Origin of the sequence: Streptococcus sp. 'caviae', from assembly GCF_001937065.1 — a bacterium.
Taxonomy (GTDB): Bacteria; Bacillota; Bacilli; order Lactobacillales; family Streptococcaceae; genus Streptococcus.
Window position 1 is genome coordinate 102,110 of the sequence record NZ_MOWR01000001.1, and the last position, 22,271, is coordinate 124,380.

The 22,271-nt window shown below is 39.1% G+C and carries 22 protein-coding genes and 2 pseudogenes; 10 read left to right on the forward strand and 14 right to left on the reverse strand.

All coding sequences use genetic code 11. From position 1 onward, the window contains the following. Window positions 1-68 precede the first annotated feature (68 nt). Complete coding sequence (gene gla, locus BMI76_RS00560; RefSeq protein ID WP_075345694.1) at window positions 69-938, reverse strand: aquaglyceroporin Gla; 870 nt, start codon at window positions 936-938, stop codon at window positions 69-71. Window positions 939-1,052: 114 nt separating this feature from the next. Between gla and BMI76_RS00565 the strand changes: the two genes are divergently transcribed. Then, on the forward strand, window positions 1,053-3,341 hold the full coding sequence (locus BMI76_RS00565; RefSeq protein WP_075345695.1) for a Xaa-Pro dipeptidyl-peptidase: 2,289 nt from the start codon (window positions 1,053-1,055) through the stop codon (window positions 3,339-3,341). A gap of 165 nt (window positions 3,342-3,506) precedes the next feature. Here BMI76_RS00565 and sufB read toward each other — a convergent pair whose 3' ends face one another. Beyond that, a complete protein-coding gene (sufB, locus tag BMI76_RS00570; RefSeq protein WP_075345696.1) occupies window positions 3,507-4,925 on the reverse strand; it encodes a Fe-S cluster assembly protein SufB in 1,419 nt (472 codons plus the stop codon). A 649-nt stretch (window positions 4,926-5,574) separates the two neighbouring features. Then, window positions 5,575-6,711 (reverse strand): hypothetical protein, encoded by a 1,137-nt coding sequence (locus BMI76_RS00575; protein WP_075345697.1) that lies wholly within the window; start codon window positions 6,709-6,711, stop codon window positions 5,575-5,577. 245 nt (window positions 6,712-6,956) lie between these two features. Between BMI76_RS00575 and BMI76_RS00580 the strand changes: the two genes are divergently transcribed. Beyond that, entirely contained in the window at window positions 6,957-7,313 is a 357-nt protein-coding gene (locus BMI76_RS00580) for a hypothetical protein (protein ID WP_075345698.1), read from the forward strand. Between the two features lie 165 nt (window positions 7,314-7,478). Here the strand turns inward: BMI76_RS00580 and BMI76_RS00585 are convergent, their stop codons facing one another. Both BMI76_RS00585 and BMI76_RS00590 read right to left on the reverse strand, forming a co-directional pair. Next, the gene (locus BMI76_RS00585; protein ID WP_075345699.1) at window positions 7,479-7,958 is read right to left on the reverse strand and encodes a zinc-ribbon domain-containing protein; all 480 of its coding nucleotides are present in this window, start codon (window positions 7,956-7,958) and stop codon (window positions 7,479-7,481) included. A 29-nt stretch (window positions 7,959-7,987) separates the two neighbouring features. Beyond that, window positions 7,988-8,374, reverse strand: coding sequence for a zinc ribbon domain-containing protein (locus tag BMI76_RS00590; protein ID WP_075345700.1), 387 nt, complete (start codon window positions 8,372-8,374; stop codon window positions 7,988-7,990). Window positions 8,375-8,542: 168 nt separating this feature from the next. On the opposite strand from BMI76_RS00590, the gene BMI76_RS00595 reads away from it, so the two are divergent. The 7 genes and pseudogenes from BMI76_RS00595 (at window position 8,543) to BMI76_RS00635 (ending at window position 14,206) form a co-directional block, all read left to right on the forward strand. Beyond that, on the forward strand, window positions 8,543-8,869 hold the full coding sequence (locus BMI76_RS00595) for a helix-turn-helix domain-containing protein (protein WP_075345701.1): 327 nt from the start codon (window positions 8,543-8,545) through the stop codon (window positions 8,867-8,869). 851 nt (window positions 8,870-9,720) lie between these two features. Then, window positions 9,721-10,034 (forward strand): annotated as a pseudogene (locus tag BMI76_RS00600) (hypothetical protein). Beyond that, window positions 10,034-11,100 (forward strand): annotated as a pseudogene (locus tag BMI76_RS10925) (AAA family ATPase). Before BMI76_RS00600 ends, BMI76_RS10925 begins: the two co-directional pseudogenes overlap by 1 nt. 736 nt (window positions 11,101-11,836) lie before the next feature. Beyond that, entirely contained in the window at window positions 11,837-12,433 is a 597-nt protein-coding gene (locus BMI76_RS00620; protein ID WP_075345702.1) for a replication protein, read from the forward strand. Further along, window positions 12,426-12,680: a DUF3173 family protein gene (locus tag BMI76_RS00625; protein WP_002295456.1), complete on the forward strand. Its 255-nt coding sequence runs from the start codon at window positions 12,426-12,428 to the stop codon at window positions 12,678-12,680. Before BMI76_RS00620 ends, BMI76_RS00625 begins: the two co-directional genes overlap by 8 nt. Continuing rightward, complete coding sequence (locus BMI76_RS00630) at window positions 12,677-13,828, forward strand: site-specific integrase (protein ID WP_075345703.1); 1,152 nt, start codon at window positions 12,677-12,679, stop codon at window positions 13,826-13,828. Before BMI76_RS00625 ends, BMI76_RS00630 begins: the two co-directional genes overlap by 4 nt. Window positions 13,829-13,906: 78 nt before the next feature. After that, window positions 13,907-14,206 carry a YbaB/EbfC family nucleoid-associated protein gene (locus tag BMI76_RS00635; protein ID WP_075345704.1) on the forward strand — a complete coding sequence of 100 codons (300 nt, stop codon included), beginning with the start codon at window positions 13,907-13,909 and terminating at the stop codon, window positions 14,204-14,206. A gap of 146 nt (window positions 14,207-14,352) precedes the next feature. On the opposite strand, the gene BMI76_RS00640 is transcribed toward BMI76_RS00635, so the two are convergent. Next, a complete protein-coding gene (locus BMI76_RS00640) occupies window positions 14,353-14,865 on the reverse strand; it encodes a DUF536 domain-containing protein (protein ID WP_003089405.1) in 513 nt (170 codons plus the stop codon). 132 nt (window positions 14,866-14,997) lie between these two features. Here BMI76_RS00640 and BMI76_RS00645 point away from each other — a divergent pair, with 132 nt between their 5' ends. Further along, a complete protein-coding gene (locus BMI76_RS00645) occupies window positions 14,998-16,170 on the forward strand; it encodes an NAD(P)/FAD-dependent oxidoreductase (RefSeq protein WP_075345705.1) in 1,173 nt (390 codons plus the stop codon). 149 nt (window positions 16,171-16,319) lie between these two features. Here BMI76_RS00645 and BMI76_RS00650 read toward each other — a convergent pair whose 3' ends face one another. From BMI76_RS00650 to BMI76_RS00685, 8 genes are all read right to left on the reverse strand, one after another. Beyond that, entirely contained in the window at window positions 16,320-17,099 is a 780-nt protein-coding gene (locus tag BMI76_RS00650; protein WP_075345706.1) for a DUF4931 domain-containing protein, read from the reverse strand. Window positions 17,100-17,223: 124 nt separating this feature from the next. Further along, on the reverse strand, window positions 17,224-17,739 hold the full coding sequence (locus BMI76_RS00655) for an O-acetyl-ADP-ribose deacetylase (RefSeq protein ID WP_075345707.1): 516 nt from the start codon (window positions 17,737-17,739) through the stop codon (window positions 17,224-17,226). 62 nt (window positions 17,740-17,801) lie between these two features. Beyond that, the gene (locus BMI76_RS00660) at window positions 17,802-18,128 is read right to left on the reverse strand and encodes an AzlD domain-containing protein (protein ID WP_075345708.1); all 327 of its coding nucleotides are present in this window, start codon (window positions 18,126-18,128) and stop codon (window positions 17,802-17,804) included. Further along, on the reverse strand, window positions 18,118-18,816 hold the full coding sequence (locus BMI76_RS00665) for an AzlC family ABC transporter permease (protein WP_075345709.1): 699 nt from the start codon (window positions 18,814-18,816) through the stop codon (window positions 18,118-18,120). Before BMI76_RS00665 ends, BMI76_RS00660 begins: the two co-directional genes overlap by 11 nt. A gap of 89 nt (window positions 18,817-18,905) precedes the next feature. Then, on the reverse strand, window positions 18,906-19,355 hold the full coding sequence (gene rpiB, locus BMI76_RS00670; protein WP_075345710.1) for a ribose 5-phosphate isomerase B: 450 nt from the start codon (window positions 19,353-19,355) through the stop codon (window positions 18,906-18,908). After that, window positions 19,352-20,002, reverse strand: coding sequence for a ribulose-phosphate 3-epimerase (locus tag BMI76_RS00675; RefSeq protein ID WP_075345711.1), 651 nt, complete (start codon window positions 20,000-20,002; stop codon window positions 19,352-19,354). Before BMI76_RS00675 ends, rpiB begins: the two co-directional genes overlap by 4 nt. A 78-nt stretch (window positions 20,003-20,080) precedes the next feature. Beyond that, window positions 20,081-20,818: a DeoR/GlpR family DNA-binding transcription regulator gene (locus BMI76_RS00680; RefSeq protein ID WP_075345712.1), complete on the reverse strand. Its 738-nt coding sequence runs from the start codon at window positions 20,816-20,818 to the stop codon at window positions 20,081-20,083. A gap of 57 nt (window positions 20,819-20,875) precedes the next feature. Further along, complete coding sequence (locus tag BMI76_RS00685) at window positions 20,876-22,246, reverse strand: PTS transporter subunit EIIC (protein ID WP_075345713.1); 1,371 nt, start codon at window positions 22,244-22,246, stop codon at window positions 20,876-20,878. Window positions 22,247-22,271 lie beyond the last annotated feature (25 nt).

Genomic DNA, 22,271 nt, shown 5'->3' on the forward strand with positions numbered 1-22,271 from the left:
ATTTATCCGATTTATCTGTTAAAAAGAAAAAGCCGGGAATTTCTATTTGACATCCCGGCCTTTAGCTATTATTTCAAGTATAAATATTTAAACAAAGCCACACCTGCGATAGCGGCAAGAATTGGCGCACAGACTGGCACCCATGCATACCACCATTTTGAATCACCTTTGGATTTACCCAAAACTGACTCTGGCAGGAAGTGGTGCAGAAGACGCGGACCTAAGTCACGTGCAGGGTTAAGGGCAGGACCTGTAGGTCCTCCTAAAGCTGCTACAAGAGCCATTACAAGGAAGCCTAAACCTAAGTGGGCCACTGCTAAACCAGAATTGATATTAGCGCCGACAGTCAAACCAACTTGAGAAAATTTAAAGGATGATGAAGATACATCTGTTCCCATTGTATTTAATTGCTGAACAATTTCACCGCCGAAATAATTTTTAGTCAGGGCAAGCGCTCCGAAGAAAAGGACAAATGAACCGGCAAACTCATTGAGGAAGCCATTAATCAATGATGCTTTCTTAGTCGCATCCGTATCATCATCAACAGCTGATGTCGTTGAGAAAGTTCCTAAAATAGCATTGGCATCTTCAGTTTGTCTGTAGTATGGCGCATGAGTTGCCACAACAACCAATTGACCGAAAATAGCTCCTAAAACCTGAGCCGCAATGTAAGGAAGGACTTGTTTCCATGGGAAAAGATCTGAAACAGCAAGACCGAGCGTGAAAGCCGGGTTAATATGGTTGCCAGACACATTACCAAACATCAAAGCGGGCAGCATAACACCAAAACCATATCCTAAAGTGATAATCACCCAACCGCTTTTATGACCTTTTGTTCCTTTTAATTCAACATTTGCAACGGCACCATTCCCCAAAATAATAAGGAGAGCTGTACCAATAAATTCTGTGATATACTTCACAGTCCATGTAACATCCATTTGTCTTTTAATCCTCCGAGTTCAAATTTTTTAGACATGTACCATTTTATCAAGTATAATAGATAATGTAAAGCCTCTTAGAAAATTAAAAACGTTTACTTTGAAAGGTTCCCTATGAAATACAATCAATACAGCTACATTGAGACAGCGCTCCCTCAGGCAGAAAAAGAACTGCAGGAGTTGGGATTTCACTTAAGCAGTCAACAAACAAATAAGGAAAATTTGGCTGAGTTCATCAGTCAGATTTATTTTCACAACCCTGATAAAGATTATGTCTTTCAGAGTCTGATTGCTGACAGCAAGACTGATTTTGCTGCTTTTTTGCAGTCTCCCCAAGAGCTGACAGATGAGATTTTCTATCTGCTGGCACTGCAGCTTTTAGAATTCATTCCCCATGCGGATTTCACAAACAGCAAGTCCTTTGTCAAAGAAATCAAATTTCCGCTGACTTTTGATCCCGAGCATTTTCTGCTGAATCTCTATCAGCTGCTGGCAACCCGCACCAAAAACGGCATGACTCTCATTGACCGCTTAGTCAGCCAAGGCTTTCTTTCAGCTGACAACAGTTACCATTATTTTAACGGCAAAAGCTTAGCCACCTTTGATACGGCTGATGCCATCCGCGAAATCGTTTATGTTGAGGCGCCGATTGACACAGATAAGGATGGAAAACTAGACCTCATTAAGATCAATATTATCCGCCCTAAAAGCAGGGAACTGCTTCCTGTTATCATGACTGCCAGCCCCTATCATCAGGGCATCAATGAAAAGAAATCCGACCAAAAGCTGCATCAAATGGAAGGTGAGCTGACTGTCAAACAAGCGGGGCCTATCAAGGTTACCCAATCTGATTTTCAGCCGCTTAAAACCAGCCTTCCTGACCTGCCGACAGGTCCAGCTCAGGAGAGCTTTTCCCATATTAGCAGCTATACCCTCAATGACTATCTTCTGGCTCGCGGCTTTGCCAATATTTACGTGTCCGGTGTCGGTACCAGGGACTCTGATGGGTTCATGACCAGCGGCGACTATGCCCAAATTGAATCGTTTAAAGCTGTCATTGATTGGTTAAATGGCAGAGCAGCTGCTTACAGCAGCCACAAGCGTGACCAGCTGGTGACTGCCGACTGGACAAACGGACTGGTTGCTACATCTGGAAAATCTTATCTGGGCACCATGTCTACTGGTTTGGCAACAACAGGAGTTGAGGGACTTAAGGTTATTATTGCAGAGTCTGCCATCTCTTCCTGGTATGGCTATTACCGGGAAAACGGGCTGGTCTGCAGTCCTGGCGGTTATCCAGGCGAAGATTTGGATGTCCTTACCGAGCTGACCTATTCGCGCAATCTGACGGCTGGTGATTATTTGAGAAACAATGCCCGCTATCAAGAGATGCTCGAGGAGCAGTCTCAACAAATAGACCGTACCAGCGGCGACTACAATCAGTTTTGGCAGGACCGCAATTATTTACCCTATGCGCACAAAGTCAAGGCACATGTGGTTTATACGCACGGCCTGCAGGACTGGAATGTCAAACCTAATCATGTCTATGATATTTTAAAGGCTCTGCCTTCTCACATAGAAAAACATGCCTTTTTGCACCATGGCGAGCACGTCTACATGCACAATTGGCAGTCTATTGATTTTCGTGAAAGCATGAATGCCCTTTTGACTAAGGAATTGCTGAGCTATCCTAATCATTTTCAGCTGCCGGCTATCATCTGGCAGGATAATTCACAGTCCCATACATGGCAGCATTTAGAACATTTTGGCAGCAGTCAGACTGTGCAATTTTCTCTTGGAGAAGATCAGCAGATGATTGACAACCATTATCCTGCTGCTGAATTTAAAGGTTACAGCAAGGATTATCACCGTTTCAAAGCAGATCTTTTCACTAAAAAAGCCAATGAAATTGTTGTTGATCTGCCGATTGAGGAAGACCTCCTCATCAATGGCCAAATCACCTTAAATGTCAAGCTCAAATCCAGCAGCAATAAGGGAATTCTCTCGGCTCAAGTCTTAGATTTCGGCCAAAAAGAGCGTTTTGCTGATTCACCAAGTATTGTAGAGCTCAACAGCATCGATAACGGCCAAAACTTCTCCCTTGAAGCCCTTCGTGAACTGCCCTACAAAAAAACACCTTACCGGGTTATCAGCAAAGGCGTTCTCAATTTACAAAACCGCACAGACCTGCTAAAAATTGAGGATATTACCCCCAGAGAATGGATGACTGTGCAGTTTAAGCTGCAAGCCAGTATTTACCAGCTCCAAAAAGGAGATACACTCAGAGTTATTCTTTATACCACTGACTTTGAACATACTATTCGTGACAACAGCAACTATGCTCTGACGGTGGACTTAGCCGAGTCATCGCTGGACATTCCGCATACGCCACTTTCAAAGTAAACATTTTCAAACTGCAAACAGCCCAAAAGCGGCGAAGCAGCAATCGGGTTTTAACCGACAGCTGCTTCGCCGCTTTTACAGTTAATAAAGTCTAAGCTTCTTATTATAATAGACTGCAGGCCGTCCCGGAGTAGAGCAAAGTGAAGCCAACAGTCTATCGTTTTTTTAGCCCACAGAGCCTTCCATTTCATAAGAAATCAGGCGGTTGAGTTCGATGGCATATTCCATTGGCAGCTCCTTGGTGAAGGGTTCAACAAAGCCCATGACAATCATTTCGGTAGCCTGGCTTTCTGTCAAGCCGCGGCTCATTAAATAATAGAGCTGCTCTTCAGAAATTTTTGACACCTTGGCTTCATGCTCCAAGGCCACCTGAGAATTGTGAATTTCATTGAAAGGAACGGTATCAGACCGAGAAAGTTCATCCATAATAATGGTGTCACACTCAATATGGCTGACAGATTTTTGAGAATTTCTGCCGAAAGTCACCTGACCTCGGTAATTAACTTCCCCGCCTCCTTTGGAAATGGATTTGGAAACAATTGAAGAGCTGGTGTGAGGAGCATTGTGAATCATCTTGCCGCCAGTATCCTGAACTTGTTTGCCATTAGCAAAGGCAATTGACAGCATGGTCCCACGCGCACCTTCTCCATCCAAAATAACAGACGGATACTTCATCGTCGTATGGGAGCCTAAATTGCCGTCAATCCATTCGACTGTGGCATTCCTATCAGCTTTGGCCCGCTTAGTTACCAAATTATAGACATTATCCGACCAATTTTGAATGGTCGAATAGCGCATGTAAGAACCTTCTAGAGCGTAAACTTCAACAATGGCAGCATGCAGACTGGCAGTAGAATAAATGGGTGCCGTACAGCCTTCAACATAATGGACGCTGGCTCCCTCATCAACAATAATCAGGGTCCGCTCAAACTGCCCGGTCTCTTCATGGTTCATCCGAAAATAGGTCTGCAAAGGAATATCACATTTGACACCTTTGGGAACATAGATAAAGGTACCGCCTGACCAAAAAGCAGCATTTAGCGCTGACAGTTTATTGTCTCCCGGCGTCACCAATTTCGCAAAATACTTTTTAAACAAATCAGGATATTCCCTGAGCGCCGTGTCCGTGTCCGTAAAGACAATTCCCAGACGGTCATACTCGTCTTTCATGTTATGGTAGACAACTTCTGACTCATACTGAACAACAGCGCCGGCCAAGTAATTGCGCTCCGCTTCAGGAATCCCAATCCGGTCAAAGGTTTCCTTTATCTTCTCGGGAACATCATCCCAGGAATATTCGGCCTGCTTTGAAGCCTTTTGATAATAAATAATCTCATTAAAGTCAAGCTCAGAAAGATCCGGTCCCCAATCCGGCATAGGCATTTTATGAAAGGTCTCAAGAGCCTTGAGACGGAAATCCAGCATCCATTCGGGCTCTCCCTTAGCTCGGGAAAGTTCGCGCACGGCAGCTTCCGTCGCACCTTTTCCGGTTGAAATAATAGGCTCGATATCATCATGAAAGCCAAATTTATAATCACCTAACTCAATAGGTTTAGGACTTACTTGTGTACTTGTTTCAGACATTGTTCCACCTTCTTTAATATATTATCTAATATACTAAAATTTCTGATATTTTGCCATTTTTCTGACAGCTTTTTTTGCCCCTTTAAAACAAGCATAATACTGTCGGCTGCATAAATTATTGGAGTGCAGCTTTAAAAGAGCTGATGTAAACTTAGAAATCTAGAAATCCTGCAAAATTGATCAAATACCAAGCCTAACTGACAAACGTCTCTCAATTAGCCGCTACAGCACCTTGAGATTTGAAGGACTAATCAATAAAACTGACTGTCTTTCACACAAGACAGCCAAATAAATTTAGGGATTTAAGTTACTGCCCAAACATGGTATAATAAACACTGTACTTCTTCTTACAAGAAAGTGCTTCTGCCTTTTAAAATTTTTAACAATAAGGCAAAATAAGGCAACGAAAATTTACAAATAGGGTCTAAACCCTTGATACGAAAGGAATCTAGAAAATCTTATGATGAATATGCAAGACCCCTAGTTCAGTTCTGTAAGTCTTGTAATCGTTATAAAACCTTCTATAAAGGGCTTTATCTTTCGTTAATATTATCTAAAAACATTTAAATTTATTTCCATAAGACAAAAAATAGGCAATGGCAGTATCTTTTATACAACCTAAAAAAAGCTTCTCTCACTGAGAAGCTTTTTAAAATTTATCTGTCGGGAAGTTAAATAACTTCCAATTATCTTTGTCCGAATTATCAATTATTATTTTTCTTTGATTACGCAGCAATTCATTGCTCACAAAATATTGCCCCAATCGATCTATATTTCCACAGTAGCGACAAGTATATAAATAGTCATTTCTAATCTCATCTATCAAAACTTTATCAAAATCATAATTATTCCCACACTCATCACAAGTCATACTGATAGTATTACTAGCAAAAATGTGTCCAAAAACACTTCCTAGCTCTCTATTTTCATCTTTTGATAAGGCTAATATTACCTTCAAGTTTCTTATATATCGATTAATCTCTGATACTTCTTGATTAATTTCTACGTATTTTTCAAATATGGCAATAACAACCTCTACTAAATAAATCAAAATATATGGAATTTTTTCATAATACAGATTCCAAAAGTCATTCCAAATTTTATCATCTGCAAATATAAAGTTAAGATTCTGTTTTTCAGTGGGATAATTTTTATTTCTAGTCACTAAATGAATTGATTTATCAAATGCACTAGTTAAGCTATTTTCAGCCCTTCGATTATATATGACATCATACAATAATTCTGGATTAAGTAGTTCTTTACTAAAATCTAGTGAATTACTTTCAGACTGTATTAATCTCTTTGCTTTTGAGAACAGGTCAACAACAACTTCTTTATTTCCTTTTAAAGCACTGACATCATATTCTTCGAGGCTTCCGTATTGTACTTTTTCTAAAAATTCAGCTGGTCTAACCAAAATCCAACTTAAATAAAACAAGTTATCTTGTAAAGGTTTCCGTGCAAGTGAAAATGCAACAGTAACTTTCCCTCTCTCAATACAACTCAAGGATTCATAGAGATAATAATTCAAATCTCTCAGAATTGAAAAAAAGATATGTGGAATAAAAACTCGTTCAGAAATCTCTATATCTCTTTGTCTTTCTAACTCGTCCAATAGATCAAGTTCATCATCAAGCTTATTAGTAAGTTTAAAAGATAAATTTGATAATCCATATTTATCAGCTTTGACTAATATATCTACTAAGATATCATACAAGTAAAGAAGCAATTGATGGCGTTTTTTATACTTATTAGGCAACATTTCCGATACATATGATTTAGCCAATATTTTTCCTCAATTCTTTTTTATTAGTAATATTATACTCCTAAAATAACTAATATCTATCTTTAAATTTTACTCTTCAATATGTTAGTCCACTTTGACTTTCAATCTATATGTATTAGATTTCTCTTTTTGAGTATGTTTAAAGTTTTTCTTCTACCCTCAAGCAAACAATCTTTTAAATACATATACAACTTTACAAGGTTGTATATTTTTGGTAAAATTGAGAAAAATATGGAGGATTTGAAATGAAAAAAATTATCTCAATTATCGTACTCGTTGCTTTAGTCTCTGGAGCTACTTTCTTTTTTATCAATCGTAAATCTAGTCCCGAAGATCAGGTCGTTGGAACTTGGTATAACGGGAAAAATGACCAGACAATTATATTAAACAAAGACAAATCTCTTGAAATGACTAATAAAGATGAAGAAAAAAGAACTGGTACTTGGAAAATTGCTGGCGACAAAATTAAACTAGATCTTACTAGTTCAGCTGATGCATCAGGCGAACTTCCAAAAGGGGAAATTAAATCAATTTATATAGAATTTGATGGCTTGAATAAAGATAACTTTTACACATTTAGTGGTACATTTGAAAAGCAATAATTACAAAAGAGCATGGTTTAAACTGCCATGCTCTTTTCTATTAACTTCACTGCTATCTGATATCAATCAATATAATGAAATCCGAAATATTTCTCAATCAGGTTCTTTCTCACATAAGAAATACTAACATTGGATGCCAATGTTAGTATTTCTTATGATTGATTGTTATTCTGAAACTTTAGTACCACACTCTGCACAGAAACTCGCATCATCTGATAATTGTTGCCCACAATTGGAGCAATATCTTATAATCTTATCTACTCCTATCACATCTATATTCTGATGCTCAGTTTTTTCTACTTTTATACCACAGTGTGGACAAAAAGTAACATCCCCACTTAATGATTTACCACAAGTGTTGCATAAAACACAAGGCTCGTTTAAACTCTTTTCATTCTCAAGTTTCTCAATCATCTTATCAGAGTTTAAAATCTCAGTAATTAAATTTTTAAACTCATTTTCTGCATTTCCTCTATATTTTTCAAAATATGATAGTCCCAGAGTTTTTAATAATTCTTCCCTTTTCTTTTTCTCTTTGGAAATCTGACTTTGAACTTTAGCATTCTGAACTAACCCACTTGTTTTTTGACCAACTATATTGCTTGCATCTGTTAATTTTGCAGTAATTTCCTCAATTAAAGACATGAACAACTCCTTATATTATTTCTAATTACTTAAAAAGTAAATAAATCATCATATAACTGATCAGTATGATTACTCATACAAATCATCAATAGTATTATGGCAAAAGCTAATAAGATAAACTGTAACTTTCTATTCGTTGCATGTTTAAATCCTATTAAACCAGTAACAATTGAAATAAAACTAATAAAAATTCCTAGGACTGGTTGAGTCATGCTCAACATCAAAACAATTACTAACAAACCTGCTGTTACGTAAGTATAAAAGTCTGGTGATGAACCTAACTTAGTATTAACTTGCTTTTGTTTCGAACCTGAAGACATCTCAGATACTGTATTGATAGTCTGTAAGGATGCTCCACACGACACACAAAATTTACTTCCACTTTTGTTCTCTTTCCCACATCTTGAACAAAACATATCTAACTCACCTCAATCTTAGTTATTCTAAATTAAAAAATTAAAGTTATGAGTATTAACCTATAAAATAGGATATCAAAAATAAAACAACTTTTCAAGGCTGTATACAACCTTTTGAACAGTTAAAAACAACCTTACAAGGCTATAAAATATCCTTTGAGGTGAGATATGGAAAAACTACAAGCATATATCAGCAAACGAATTAGAATTCTACGCACTAAGCAGGGAATGACACAGGAACAACTAGAAGAAAAAGGTGAGCTACCAACTAATTATGTTTATAAACTAGAAAATTTAGAACCCAATATTAAAATTCAAACATTAGAAAAGATTATGAAAGCTTTAGATGTTGACATTGCTACATTTTTTGATGTCACACTAAAAGAAGAAAATATTGAGCTAACTCAATTAGTTGATAACATTAAGTCCTTACCAGATTATAAGCAACAAAAAATTATTTCTGCTATTAATACTTTAATTCAAGAAACTAAATAATGTAAGCCCTGACGTTCTACATTCGTCAGGGCTTTTTTGAAATTAATTCACTAAAGCCAGTATATTTTCTATATATTCATCGATTAACTATAGAAAACATACTATTCTTCACCTTATAATTACTACTTGCTTCAAATCGACTTTATAAACAATTTATTAATTTAAAAAATAATAAATATACTCTGGCTACCAAAATGGTCAGAGTTTTTTTAATGTAAAAAAGAGTCATATTTCAACTAAAAAAATGCCGTTCAAGTGCTCTTAGAATGACATACTTTATTTGAAGATATCAAATGTTTATATAAATTGATATCTTTCAAAAACTCAAAAATCGTTCAAAATGATGCGCATCAATCGGACGGAAAGGAAAATTTATGGCTCTTAATATTCTTATTCGAAGTATATACACTCAAAAACTAGGTGATTACTTAAACCAAAAGAACTTTTCTTACACAATAAGAGTTTTTGCTCCCAAATCATTGCTGAAATTTTGTATCTTATTACAACAAATGAAAACTTCGAAGGAACTTTATTGAAATCAAATATATTAAAATTATTAAATAATACCAATCCAACTTCAAGCAATATATTAAATCAGCTCAATAATAACTATCGTATTCAATTAATCGATTCCTTGTGGAATTACTTTCCCTCTTTTCCTGAAGAAGAAACCTCTTATGATATCGCTGACAAATTGACAGACTGGTTATCCGTAGAATTGGCATGTCTCATATCACAATTTTAAGTTAAAAACCGTCAAAAAAATTGACGGTTTTTAATAATCACATCAACTAAAATGTAATTGTGCTTAGCTAAGACACAAAAAATTTTTTTAACGGAGGTATGCCAAAATGCGTACAAATCATAGAAAAGGCGGATATTCAACTGCAACTGCAAAACAATACATTGATTCAAAACAACCAATTTATTCTTTGAGCACTGAGTTAGAACCTCAAACTAAATTTGAAGATAAGCAACCAACAGGGAAAATTGTTGCTTACAAAGCATGGTTTTCACAAAAAAGATTGCCTCCTTTCAACGTAAAATTGAATCAGATATTTCCTTACCTGATTATATGGCAATTATTGAATTTGACAATCTTAAAGCTTGTGAAGTAGGATTTAATGTTTACTTCAAAGCAGATGATATTAAGGTAATTAAATAATGAATAAACGTGAATTAGAAAACTACTTACTTCAATATCTTAATATGGTATTAGGTACTTTAATACAAGGTGAGACTAGCTATACTAATAGTTTTGACTGTAAAATTATGGAGGATGGCTTCTTATTTCTACCACGACTTCCATCAAGTTATATTATTGATGATGATCTATATCAAAAAAATCTATTTGATTGCGAATGCTGCCTTATATCCACTTTATACCCTGCTAAAGCAAAACTCTGCTTATTTTGTAGCACTAAAAACTAATGATACCCATACACAGCGTGGACTATTTTTTCCATGGAAAAAGGGAGTTTCAGAACGATTAGCTATTCCTGATTTAGATATCTTTTCACGTAAGCCAAATAATAATGAAATTCCAATTATGAAAAATTTCGTTATTAATTATGATAAAGTGACATCTATTGCCATTGTTGGCAACAGTGGGGCTGGAAAGTCTTACACGTTGACTTACTTCTTAAGTCTTTTGAAATACATATCCGATCTTATCATTGTAGATCCGAAGCAGGACGAACCAAGTCGTTACTGTCGTCAGTATGGTATTGCTGTTATTCATCCTAAAAAGAACCGCTCTAAATCCGATTTCGTTTCTGAAATTAACGAAACTCTAAGTACAGGCTTAGACATTATTCATCAAAAACAGGAAATTCTTTATGATAATCCTGAGCATCAGTTTGACCATCTAACAATTGTTATTGATGAAGTATTAGCATTATCTGAAGGCATCAATAAATCTATCAAAGATTCTTTCTTCTCATTGATTTCACAAATTGCACTTCTTGGTCGTGCGACTAGAGTCCACTTACTATTGTTTTGATCATAACACTATTCCTGTATCTGTACGAGAACAGCTCAATGTCCTTATTCAAATTGGTAATATAAATAAGAAAACGACTCAATTTTTATTTCCTGATTTAGATCCTGAAGGAATTGTCATACCAATTGGAAGGGGAACTGGATTGATTCAAATTATTGATAATGAACATCCTTACCAAGTGCTTCCGCTTCTTTGTCCGACCTACTACACCAAGAAAGGAATACTATAATGAAAAAAAGTTTTTTTCAAATGACGTTTAACTTTATTCGTTATTTATTGATTTATAGCTGTTTCTGTCTTCTCCTTTCATTTGCTTTTTTTACCTTCAAGTATTATTTAAAAATGGGTATTTTAATCAAGAAGTAGTCATAATATTACAACAACTTTTAGTAATCTTGTCAAGTTATGCTCTTATTGTTGGTGTCGTCCTTCTTCTGAATGCTACCATTCTAATATTCATTGAACTGACCAACCGAATAACATCAGATAATATTCAAAATTACATAATATCTATAAAACAAACAAAGCAGTTGCGACGTTTTTTAAGACAAGATGAACAATCAGAACAGTTGACTGGTTTCAACAATAGGACAAGTACTCACTTCAACCCAATTCTGAAAGATTTCAATAAAACACTTTCTAATGTACAGTGGATGTTCAATACGAAACTATTCAAGTTACTCTGAACTATCCTAAAAGTCAACAAGCACAAAAGCTACTAAATATAATAGAAATTCAAATAAAAGAAGAAGTCTCCAGTTACAACCCAGATTACTATTTCTCCTCATTCATAAGAAAAGGAAATACGATTTGGCTATCGGGAGCCAGAAAATAATGGAGTGGTAGTGCTTGGCTCACGCAGTGAAAGCCAGAAGTACCGCCTTTTTAAACTCTATCTCAACCATGTAATGGGGTTACTACGACCCCCATTACACCAATAATCACTCATCAAAGAAAGGAAGACAATGACAAAAGAAAGACGCTCAAATAAATGGGCATTCCTGCTCTATCAGGAAAGTGCTCCTGATAACTACTTAGAAGTTCTTGAAAGCATGCACATTCCCTTTATTCTTAGTCCATGGCATGACAAGGATATCAATAAAGAAACCGGAGAATTTAAAAAAGCTCATAAACATGGAGCACTCTTCTTTGAGTCACTCAAAAGCTATTCACAAGTCTCAGAATTATTGACTGAACACCTGAACACTCCAGCACACGTGAAAATTGTGATGAGTCCTAAAGGCATGTACGATTATTTCACCCATGCGGAAAATCCAGAAAAGACCCTCTATGACATCAATGACATTGAATTCGGCTGCGGGTTTGAATTAGATAAATTTCTCCTCAGCACTAGCAACAATGAATTCTTCACAACTGTTATTGACATTATCGAAGAACATAACTTTACAGAGTTTAACAATTTAGTCAAATATGCAAGAACTGAGAATCCTCAACTCCTTAGCTTAATTATAAATAAAACTTATTTCTTCGCTAAGTATTTGGATTCACGGCGACATAGCTCTCAGCAGAAACAAGCAATTAAAGGAGAGTATGATGATTGATATTGTAGACAAAAATGACCTAATGACATTAACAGGCTACTCTCAAAGTCAATGTAAAAAGTTGATTCGAGAAGCCAAAGCTAACTTAGTTGCAAGTGGATTCTCTTGGTATGATAACAAGCGTGTTGGACGTGTTCCACTCAAGACTATTGAAGACATTCTCGGCTTTCGGTTATCTCAGAAAAATGATATAATTTATGATGTACTTCAAAATGCTGGTCTACATGATACAGGAGAACAGCAATGACAGTTACAAAACTTAAAAACGGAAAATGGTTTGTAGATATAAGTGATGGTTATAGTCACTTAACAGGCGACCGCATTCGTCACCGTAAAAAAGGATTTAGGACTCGCAAGGAAGCTGAACGATATGAAGCCGATTATCGAATCAATCAGCTTCATCAGTTCAAACCAAAAGACCGTCTGAGTATCGACTACCTCTATTCTCTGGTTCGTCAAGAAGACAAATTGAGAGGAAACAAAAGAGGAACAATTGATACACAAGAATCCTATTATACCCAATATGTTTCCAAATTCTTCGCTAATGCTGATATGAAACTTGTTACGGTCAACGATATTAAGGAATATCGTGACTGGCTCATCCAGACACCAAGTGTAAAAGGAGGAACATTGTCAAACAGTCATATCAATCAACAGATGATTTTCATTCATAAGCTGTTTGAGGTAGCGATTGCTAAACGTTTTAGGACTGATAATCCTTGTAACGGGCTCAAGCGTCTGCCTGAGCAACACAAGGAAATGTCCTACTACACACCTGAACAGTTTAAAATCTTTGATAGTTGTTTCACTGAAGGTGAATACCGCTATCAGCTACTCTATCGAGTATTGATGTTCACAGGTGCACGGCTTGGTGAAGCCTTGGCTCTTACTTGGAATAATGTAAATCTTACTGAACACTACATTGATATTGTTTATAGTGCATACTATCGTAAGAATCAAGTTCATATTGGAACAGTGAAAACAACTCAATCACGAAGACGGATTTACATTCATTCTGCCTTTGCTGAAGAGTTGAAACAATGGAAAGAACAACAGGGAGAACTCCTTTCAGAGTTCACAGAGGACCTTGAAAGTCTTCAAATCTTTCAAGACTCTCCTGAAAGCCTGACTTCTGCCAATGTCACCAATTTCAAGACAAAACTGAAGAAGCGACTACCCGAGAATATGAAGATGATTCGCAATCATGACTTCAGACACTCACATGCAGCTTTTTTAATCAGTCAGGGTCTACGAAATGGAGAAGGAAAAGATTATATCTTCTTCACTCTCATGAAACGTTTGGGACATTCATCCATTAACACAACCATCAATGTTTACTCTCACCTTTTTCCATCACAACAAAAAGAGGTCGCCAATGCCTTTGATAACTTCTAAAAAAGTGGTCACGATTGGTCACCGTTTCAAAACAAACAGGGTCTAACCCCTTGATACGAAAGGAATCTAGAAAATCTTATGATGAATATGCAAAACATGATGAAGCAAGCACAAAAGCTGCAGAAACAAATGGAGAAAAAACAGGCTGAACTGGCTGAAACAACTTTTGTTGGCAAATCAGCCCAAGAACTCGTTGTAGCTACCTTTACAGGTGACAAGAAACTTGTTTCTATTGATTTTAAAGAAGCTGTTGTTGATCCTGAGGACATTGAAACACTGCAGGATATGACCGCTCAAGCTGTAAACGATGCTCTCAGCCAAATTGAGGACGCTACGCAAAAAACAATAGGCGCCTTTGCCGGTAAACTGCCGTTTTAAAACTCGTCAAAAAGATAATATAAAAAAAGCCCAGCGGATTGGACAAAACAGGAACTTGAAAAAAATTAAGAAAGTGACTGTTCAATCTGCCGCGGTATCAGCCGATACAAAGTTCAAGACTGGAACATTTTTGTTCCAGCCTTCTTTTATTTCCCAAACAATCTCGCAAAGAAGCCTTTTTTGATGCCTTCCTGCTGATTTTGAATCTCTTCAACCTCTGCCTTAGCTTCATCCAGCTCCAGCTTCAGCTGTTCCTTATCCTGCATGGCTGTCAGGGTCAGCTGCTGCTGCTGATCAATTTGCTTATCCTTTTCAGCAATCTGAACATCCTTGATGCGCAGCTGCTCGTCTTTTGAATCCAGTTGGCTGTCTTTGGCCTTAAGCTGCTCATAAAGGCGCGTGATCTCAGTATTTTTTTCGTCAATTAAAATTTCCAGAAATTCCCGCTGCTTAACTTCTTCACTGACTGGCTCGTCTTCAAAGATTGTTTTCTTGTAAATTTCCTCTAATTTAATAAGGCCGGCACGGTTGACAACCGTAACCCCCTTGTCATTTTTTTCAACGTATTCTTCAGGAAAAGATTTTACACGGTTATTGACCGCTTGCCGGCTCACTCCCAGAATTTCAGCCAATTCGCTGACTGTCTTTTCAATTGCCATAATATCCTCATTTTTACAGAATTTATACTATGAAAATAGTATCATATCACCCTTAATCTGTCAATTTATGGCAGGTCATGCAGTGTTTGAAGGAAGCTGTCAAAGGCAGTAAATTTATGCTAAAATGAACCTATGACACATTTTGATACTATTGTTATCGGCGGCGGTCCCGCCGGTATGATGGCCAGCATTTCTGCCGGTTTTTACGGACAAAAGGTTCTCCTCATTGAGAAAAACCGCAAGCTGGGCAAAAAGCTCTCCGGTACTGGCGGCGGCCGCTGCAACGTTACAAACAACGGCACTCTTGATGACCTTATGGCAGGTATTCCTGGCAATGGGCGCTTTCTCTACAGCGTCTTTTCCCAGTTTGACAATCATGATATTATCCATTTTTTTGAGGAAAATGGGGTAGCCCTGAAAACTGAAGACCACGGGCGCGTCTTTCCGGTAACGGATAAATCACAGACAATTATCCGCGCTCTGGAGGCAAAAATTCAAGAAACCGGCGGCACCGTTCTGACCAATACAGAAGTTACTTCAGTCAAGAAGAAGGACGGTCTCTTTCAGGTCAAATCAAAAGACGCAGCCTTTACCTGTCAGAAACTAATTGTTACAACCGGCGGAAAATCTTATCCATCGACCGGTTCAACAGGATTTGGCCATGAAGTTGCCCGCCATTTCAAGCTGGAAGTGACCCCTCTTGAAGCGGCTGAAAGTCCGCTGCTGACAGATTTTCCCCATAAGGCCTTGCAGGGAATCTCACTTGATGACGTCACCCTTAGCTGCGGCAAACACCGTATAACTCATGATTTGCTCTTTACACATTTTGGCCTGTCCGGCCCTGCTGCGCTTCGTCTGTCCAGCTTTGTCTCCAGCGGTGAGACGGCTAATCTGGACTTCCTGCCACAGATGACGCCTGCTGATCTGCTCAGCTATTTTCAGGAAAACCGTGAAAAATCCTGCAAGAATACTCTTAAAAGCCTAGTTCCCGAGCGCGTGGCTGACTTTCTAACTGCAGACCTGCCGGACAAGATCAAGCACTTATCCCCAAGCCAAGCACAAGAGCTTGCGGACAAGCTTAAAAAACTGCCTATCAAGATTACCGGCAAGATGTCTCTGGCCAGATCTTTTGTTACCAAAGGCGGAGTCAATCTTAAAGGAATCAACCCTAAGACACTGGAAAGCAAAAAAGTGCCGGGCCTCTTCTTTGCCGGTGAAGTCTTAGACATCAACGCTCATACAGGTGGATTCAACATTACATCTGCTCTGTGCACCGGCTGGGTGGCCGGCAGCAGTTTGCTTTAACTCAGCTTACCTCTGACATGACCAAAGCGTATCAACAGTTCAGACAGGCTTTGGTGTTCGCTAAAATAGCAAAAAAACTGGGGTACTCATCCCAGTTTTTTACTGATACTATCTGCAAATGCCTTCACAGCAGAACTCGCACTAAGCTATCATGACTGTTTAAATCTTTCAAGGAATTTAGTCCTTACCTGATCTCTGGTAGTTTCCAGATTTTTTAGCTGATTGACCTGATGAATGCCGTAAGCAATGTTATAGGCTGAAGTCACAAAACGCGGCACAACCTTGCAGCAAATTTCTTGCTCAAAACGATAAAAGAACAAATTATAGGAGCTGCAGCGGCCGCCGGCAAAATCATTGAGCACATAATCACTGAGCAGCTGAACACTGTCCGCTAAACGATCCAAGTCACTGATATCAGCAATTCTGACATTAAATTCTGTAAAGTCCTGTAAGGGATACGAGGATATACTAATTTCGGTCGCATCTTTTGCTTCCTTATATATTTCTAAGCCTGCAAAAGTTTTCTTATCCAAAGCCGCATAGGCATCTATATCTTTAAAGCCTACAAGCTGTGAATGCGGATGTCTGAGGCTCCCGCCAGACAAGGGACCAAAATTACGAAAGAGAACAATACTGCGGTAATCGTTGCGGGCTTCAAGCACTGCCCATTTTTCAAACATAAAGGCGAAAAGCTGACGGTTAACGGTCAAATCATAAGCAGAGATGTCACCATCGTGCCAGCTGGACTCAATAATCAGGGTCTGATAGCTGTCTTGTAAAACAGGAAACTTATTTTCAACCCAAATCATGTCCTTTTTCGTATCTAAAATTTTGCCCAGCTCCGTCTGGTCGCAAAAGGGACAGACGTCCTTGTTGCTAGGCTTCTGACTGGCAATATTGGGATTAAAAGTGAGCTTGCGGTAAGTCATGATTTTTCCTTTTCTAACTGTTTATGAGACTATTCTAGCATAATTTTTTCTGATTGAAACAAAAAGAGAACCGGCTCTTTGCCGGAACTTGTTGACAGCTTGGATATAAAGCATTGCTGACTTTTTACCGTACAGAACTATTAAGACAGCGATTGTAGGCAGCATAGGTCTTTTCATCGAACAGGACCCATTCGACAAGGTCAAAAGCATCTGGATGCTCCCGGATATAACTGGCAACCTCAGAACAGGCAATTTCGGCCGCCTTATCAAGAGGAAAATGATAGACACCTGTTGCTATGGAAGGAAATGCAATCTTGCGAATACCATGCTGGGCCGCCAACTTCAGCGACTCACGATAACAGGAGGCCAGCAGTTCAGCTTCGTTTTTCCCGCCGCCCTGCCAGACCGGGCCAACTGTGTGAATAATGTAGCGACAGGGAAGATTATAGGCCTTGGTCAGCTTTGCCTGACCGGTCTTACAGCCTCCAAGCCGGCGGCACTCTTCCAGCAGCTCTTTGCCCGCAGCCCTATGAATCGCACCATCTACACCGCCGCCGCCCAGTAATGTTTGATTGGCTGCATTGACGATAGCATCAACGTTTGTGACCTTGGTAACGTCCCCTTGAATAAGCTCTAACATAAACTCTACCTCAATTATTTTTAGTGACCATCCATTTAACACCCCGCCTGCAGCAGCTATTATTAAAACAGCAGACGAATCACGGCCATGGCTGCGATTCCTGTTAAGACAGCATAGAGTAAATTTTTAGACTTATAGGCAATGTAAAAAGCAGGCAGACTGGCTAAAACTTCCAGCCAATGGACTTGCGGCAGACGTCCTATCTTTTCACTGAGAAGACTGGAAAAAGTCAAGGCAAAAAGAATGGATACCGGCAGATACTTGAGAAAACGAACCGCAATATCCGGCAGCCCCTTATACTTGACCAGAATAAAAGGTGCAATCCGAGGCAGCCAACTGACTGCAAAGCCCAATAAAACAGCGGTTAAGACATAAGAATCAAGACTCATCCAGCACTACCCCCACTCCGCAGCCAACCAAAGTTGAACACAGCACTGCCAAGGCTTCTGACAGCAGCATTGAAAGCAGCACAAAACTCACTGCAACTGCTATCAAAACCAGAACAACCTTTTTGGTGCCGTCTGTCAGCGTCATGGCATCAAACTGACTGACCAAAAGCCCGATAAACATAGCAATCAAGGCAAAATCAAGACCGAAATTTTCTGGGTTGGGAATGGTGTTGCCCAGTAAGGTTCCTGCAATACTGGCTCCCACCCAGGCCGAATAGCTCAGAAGATTATTGCCGTGCATCCAGCTGGCCTGGATGTTTTTATTGTGGACATTTTCCCCCAGCAGGACGCCGTAACTTTCATCGGTAATCAGTGTACCAATAGCAATATTCTGCCAAAGGCTGGACTTGGTAAAAATCGTCGTTGCATGCAGACTCATAAGCATATTGCGCAAGTTAACCAAAAAAACAGTCAGAGTAATCGTTCCCAAATCTGCACCTGAAACAAACATAGCAACCATGGCAAATTGGGCAGAACCTCCATAAATCAAGAGGCTCATCAAACCAACCTCTAAAGGAGACAGACCGGCAGCTGCTGCCACAATCCCAAAGGCAAGTCCTATTGAAATGTAGCCTAGTGCTGTCGGTGCAGCATCCTTCATTCCTTCCCGAAATCCTTTTTCCTGCATCAAATCCCTCACAATTCATCTCATGTTTTCATTATAGCACACAAAAATGCTCTTGAGTATGGAATCAAGAGCATTTGACCTGCATTCTTTTAGAGCCTGTCTTCTTCTATCGCCTCAATCATATCCAGTCTCTTTTGATGGCGGCCGCCTTCGTATTCCGCATTCAGCCAGCTGTCTACAATCATCTTGGCCAATTCAATCCCTACGACACGCGCGCCAAAGGCAAGAACATTGCTGTTGTTGTGCTCGCGGGAAAGTTTGGCCGAATAGGGTTCACTGCAGATGACGCAGCGAACGCCCTTGACTTTATTGGCTGAGATTCCGATACCGACGCCCGTACCGCAGATTAAGATTCCCTTGTCAACCTGACCGCTGACGACTGCCTGAGCAACCGCCTTGGCTGATAGGGGATAGTCAAAACGTTCCGGGCTGTCTGTTCCAAAATTAACGACCTCATAGCCATACTCTTCTTCGATGTAAGCACTGATAGCCTTCTTATAATCCACAGCGACATGGTCATTGCCAATTCCAATTTTCATAATTTTCGCAGCTCCTTCATTAACTCTTGATAGCTTTTTCCCTGGCCAAAAAGCGCACTGGTTCCTAAAACAAAGCCATCACAGCCCATTTGGGACAGCTCAGCTATAATTTGGGGACTGCAGGCTCCGTCAATGATGATTTTGTAATGATAGTTTTCCCTCATATCAAGCAAAACTTTGATTTTTTCTTTAACGGCTGGCAAAAATGCCTGGCCGGCAAAACCCGGATTAACCGTCATGACTAAAAGGTAATCACACAGGTCCAAAACTTCTGTTACTATTAAAGGGTTGGTATCAGGGTTAATGGCAAGACCTGCCAGCTTCCCTCGGCTTTTAATATAGGCAAGCGTCTTTGAAACATAGCGCTCACTCTCAGGATGAATGTAAATCAAATCAGCACCGGCATCGATGAACCAGTCGATCTTACTGGCGGGATTTTCAATCATGAGATGGCAGTCTACCATCTTATCAGTATTTCGGCGGACAGCTTCAATAGCCATCATTCCCATGGCTATATTAGGGACAAAGCTGCCGTCCATCACATCGCAGTGAAAGCTATCAGCACCGGCTAAATCAAGTTCTGTCACTTCTTTTTTGAGAGTGTCAAAATCAGCGCACATCATACTGGGACACAGTAATTTTTCCATACCTATTCTCCTTTTTTAAATGAAAAATCTTCTTCCTGAAAATATCAGTAATCAGATCTTCATCATCAGAAGCAGGTATCATTTTACCTTCAGCGAGACAATATCATTAATTGTAGAATCGAATTGGTCAGAAATTACGGTAAGGTGTTTCAGGTCAAAGGCCTTAACATTGGAGGTCTTGTGAAATTTTGAACTGTCACACAGGAGAAATAAGTGATTGGAATGTTCCTTAACAATTCTTTTTTTAACAGCTTCTGCCAGTGTCGGTGTCGTTCCGCCGCTGGCTTTTGACAGACCGTTGATGCCTAAAAATGCCTTGTCAAAATACAGGTTTCCTAAATTTTCTTCGGTCAAACTTCCTTTCAAGGAAGATGTTTTAGGATTGTATTCACCGCCCAGCAGAATAATTTTAGCAGCGATTGGTTCACGAAAGGCTAAAATATCGGTATTGGTCGTGTAAATGGTTATCCTCCTGTCAAAAATCTTCTCAAAAAGAGCCGAGCAGGTCGAGCCTGAATCAAGATAAATCACATCACCGTCTGCAATTTCTCGGGCAGCAATTTTAGCAATTTTTGCTTTTTTATCGCTGTTTAGAGTACTTTTTTGCGAAATCGGTATCTCTCTGACTGTCGAATTAAGCTTGACAGCTCCTCCTGACAGAGCTTCGATCTTACGAGCTTTTTCCAATTCTTTCAAATCCCGTCTCAAGGTTGAAATTGATACACCGCTTATCAATTCTTGCAGCTGGTCAATTTTTACAATTTCCTTATTTTCAATAATTTCTAATATTTTTTGCTGTCTCTCATATGGAATCATTATCAGTCACCTTCACTTTATAGTAATAATGATACCATATTTACCCTGCATTTTCATTTACGCTAATTGATCTTCTTTTGTCGTGAAAATATAGCCTAAAATCCCGCCAACAAGTACTGAGATAGCAAGACCGATGATGCCGTTGATGACATTTGCATTCCCCGCAATGAAAGCCGGAAAAGTTGTCACGCTGCCAAACACAAAGGCATTGGTCACCACTTTAGTAAAGCCTAAATAGGCTCCGCCAACAGCACCGCCGATAATTTGAGCCAGAAATAGTTTTTTATTTTTGACCAGCAGACCAAACAAGGTTGGCTCAATGATAGCTGATAAAGCAATCGTTACCACACCGGTCAGGGCAAAATTTTTCAGATTTTTGTCCCTTCCTTTGAGGTAAACACCCATGGCTGTTCCAATAACGGCAAAGTTACAGGCAAAGGTCAGAGGACAAATATAGTCAAAGCCGTTTTGAGAGATATTATTAATCATAATCGGATTGACTGCCCAGTGAATACCAAAGCTGACCAGCACACTCCAGCCGCCGCCAATGACAACTCCTGTTAAAAGGCCGCTTCTTTCAATCAGCCAGTTCACACCATTAGCAATTAATTCACCGCCATACACACCCATAGGTCCAATAACAATTACTGTTAAAGGCACCATGATTAATAGAGAGATCAAGGGAACCATAACTAATTTCAGCGTCTCAGGAATATGCTTATCCAGCCATTTATAGAGGTAAGAATAAGCCCAGATAGTTAAAATAATGGGAACTACAGTTGAATTATAGTTCATCAGAACAACGGGAATTCCAAAGAAATCAGTCATTGCTCCATTTCCTGTTTTACCCAGCAAGGCAATAAAATCCGGATGCAAAAGGGCAGCCCCAATCAAAGCAGATATATAAGGACTGGCACCAAAGCGTCTGGCAGAGGTAAAGGCCAGCAAAACAGGCAGGAAGTAGAAAACACTCATTGACGCAGCAAATAAGATGGTATAGGTTCCACTCTTTTCACTCACCAAACCCAGCTGTACCGCAAGAATGAGCAGACCTCTTAAAATACCAGATCCTGCTAAGGCCGGCAAGAGAGGCGCAAAAATTCCAGAAATAGCTGAGAAAACTTTACTGATGAGACTGCCGCCTTCTTCCCCTCCTTCATCAAGGCTGTTATCGTCATTTCCCTTAACCAGAATTTCAAATTCATCATAGACATGAGGAACCTCTGTTCCGATTAGAATCTGATACTGGCCGGCCTTGTTGATGACATCTACAACTCCTTCAACATTTTTGATAGCTGCATCATCTGCTTTGGAGCTGTCTTTTAAGTTTAAACGCAACCTCGTTGCACAATGTGTCATGTTCAAAATGTTTTCAGGACCGCCAATATGACTTAAAATGTCTCTAGCTGTTTTTTTGTAATCGACCATTTTATTCTCCTTTAGGTTGAAGGAA